The 2,659-nt window shown below is 65.2% G+C and carries 3 protein-coding genes; 2 read left to right on the forward strand and 1 reads right to left on the reverse strand.

Features of this window, described 5'->3' with window-relative positions:
- Together RKE29_RS29175 and RKE29_RS29180 are read left to right on the forward strand one after the other, a co-directional pair.
- The coding region (locus tag RKE29_RS29175; protein WP_312008716.1) for an RHS repeat-associated core domain-containing protein at window positions 1-1,549 on the forward strand (1,549 nt) is incomplete at its 5' end.
- 12 nt (window positions 1,550-1,561) lie between these two features.
- Window positions 1,562-2,320, forward strand: a complete 759-nt coding sequence (locus tag RKE29_RS29180) for a hypothetical protein (RefSeq protein WP_312008717.1) — start codon at window positions 1,562-1,564, stop codon at window positions 2,318-2,320.
- A gap of 91 nt (window positions 2,321-2,411) precedes the next feature.
- On the opposite strand, the gene RKE29_RS29185 is transcribed toward RKE29_RS29180, so the two are convergent.
- Window positions 2,412-2,659: DUF397 domain-containing protein (locus tag RKE29_RS29185; protein WP_312008718.1), on the reverse strand; the 248-nt coding region annotated here is incomplete at its 5' end.

Here is a 2,659-nt window from a genome sequence, read left to right on the forward strand (position 1 = left end):
GGCAGGCAACCCCACAGAACTCCACACCGACGCCGGAACCCTGACGTTCACGTACGACGCGGCGGGCCGCGAAACCGAGCGCCGCCTCGGCGAACAGGTGACCCTGACCCAGACCTGGGACCAAACCGACCGCCTCACCAGCCAAACCCTCACCCACCACACCGGTGGCGCGGAGGCCGCCCGCCTCCTCCAGCACCGCGCCTACGCCTACCGCCCCGACGGCCACCTCACCGAGATCCGCGAACTGACCTCAGGCACCCGCCGCTTCGACCTCACCCCCACCGGCCGCGTCACCACCGTCCACGCCCACGGCTGGACCGAAACCTACGCCTACGACCCCACCGGCAACCTCACCCACGCCACCGCCCCCGCCCACCCGGCCCCCGGCGACCGGCACCACACCGGGACGATCCTGCACCGGGCGGGCCGCACCACCCACGAACACGACGCCGAAGGCCGCCTGACCCGCCGCACCCGCAGACTCCTCAACGGCAAAACCCACACCTGGACCTTCACCTGGAACGCCGAAGACCGCCTGACAGAAGCGGTGACACCGGACGGCGAACACTGGCACTACACCTACGACCCCCTCGGCCGCCGCACCACCAAACACCGCCTCGCCGAAGACGGCACCCCGGCCGACACCACAACCTTCACCTGGGACGGCACCCGCCTGGCGGAGGAGACCGCGCCGGACGGCCGGACGACCACCTGGAACTACGCCCCCGACACCCACCGCCCCCTCACCCAAACCACCCACCACCCCTCGACCCACAACCCGGAAGAATCCCTCCTCACCAAATTCACGGCGCCCACCGACGCCCCGGGACCGACCCGCTTCCACGCGGTCATCACCGACCTGGTGGGCACCCCCACCGAACTCGTCACCGCCGAGGGCGACCTGGCCTGGCAGCACCGCACCACCCTCTGGGGCACACCCCTGCCCGCGCCACCAGGCGCAGCCGACTGCCCATTCCGCTTCCCAGGCCAATACCACGACCCGGAAACCGGCCTCCACTACAACCACCACCGCTACTACGACCCCGAAACCGCCCGCTACATCTCCCCGGACCCCCTGGGCCTCGAACCGGCACCGAACCATTTCAGCTATGTACATAATCCGCATACGCGGGCGGACCCGTGGGGGCTCTACGATTGCAAGAAACTTAACAAAATCGCCGATCGCGAGATCAGCCGTGCCGTGTCGGGAAGTCGCAGAACGGCGGGCGGATATCATGGGCACTTGTCCAAGGAACGGGAGTTGGAGATTTTGGCGAACCCCGATGGGGTTTACGTATCTCATGGAGGCGCCGAGCGTCTGATCTTCCACCAAGGTGAAGACATCGTGGTGATGGAGAGCAAGGGAAGCAAGGCAGGCAACGTCATCACCAGCTACGGCCCCTCGGGGCCGAAGAACGCGAGCGGCGCCGCCGCCTGGGGCGGGTCCCCGAACGACCCGGGGCCGCCGGTCACGCGCGAGCAGATCATAAAAGGTCAGATCCCGACCCCAAGCGGTGGGACTCTACCACCAGCCACCCCTATACGTTGAGGTCGAGCAACCTTGTTCAGGATCGCGAGTACGTTTCCGGTCGAACCGACCGGGGAGCCTCTTGGTTTCTTTCCCCGCTATTCCATCTCCGGCCTTTTCGTATCGGTTTCCCCGCCTACCGACCAGGAAAGTCACGAAAAGCTACTCTCCGAGACTTTCGGCAGCACCGACTGGCTCTGGTCGGGAGACGATGAGTTGCGTTTCGACCGCAGAACAGGAAACTTGGTCGGCTTCACATTCAAGACTCCGGAAGAGGCTCCCGATCACTCCTGGGACCCGCGACCGTGGCTTTTGGCTCCTGCCTCCACTGGCGCGTTGAGAGCCTGCTCGAAGGAGAACTTCGATGCGCGGCCGGCGGAGACCCGATGGGTGAGCGATGACGGTTCTCACCTCGTCTGCGCCCATCGAGGATCACTCAAAGAATCGGCAAGAATAGAACGTCTTAATGTCGCCCGGGATTTGGATTTCGTATTCGAGGACGGCAATCTCTCGGGGTGGATTCTTCGGAACCCGGCGAATCACCTTGTGCAGCAGTGGGATCTTCCCCGAAAAAACTCTGCGCCGCCGGGACTGGGTGAGAGTCTACGAGACTATCTGTCAATCATCGTTCAGCCGAACATCGAGTCCATGCAGGAAGAAGATCCCCGAATTTTGGAACGGCTCACGACCCTGCGCCAGAAACTGATCAATATTCCCGGTGACATCCGACGAGACATCATCATCGCTCAGATCGACCGCCTCTGCGATGATTGGTACGGGACGGCAGGCTGAGAGGGTATGGCGAATGCCCCGCCCCTCCGAGGCGGGACCGAGGCATTCGAGGTGAGGTCGGGTTTCGGCCCAGCGGTTACGCGTCGGCGCGCTACGCGAAGTCGCCGTGCGCGGCAGCCCGCACGAAGGACGCGAAGGCGTTCGCCGGTACGGACAGGTGCGGCCCGGCGGGGTTCTTCGAGTCGCGGATGCCGACGGTGGCGGCGTCGTGGGCCCTGACCTCGACGCAGTCCCCGTTGGCCGGGCTGTGCGAGGACTTGAACCAGTCGGCGTCGCGGACCTCGACTTCGACGCAATTACCGTTGGCCGGGCCTGTGGGAGGACTTGAACCAGCCGGTG

Source organism: Streptomyces sp. B1866 (assembly GCF_031932565.1).
Lineage (GTDB): Bacteria > Actinomycetota > Actinomycetes > Streptomycetales > Streptomycetaceae > Streptomyces.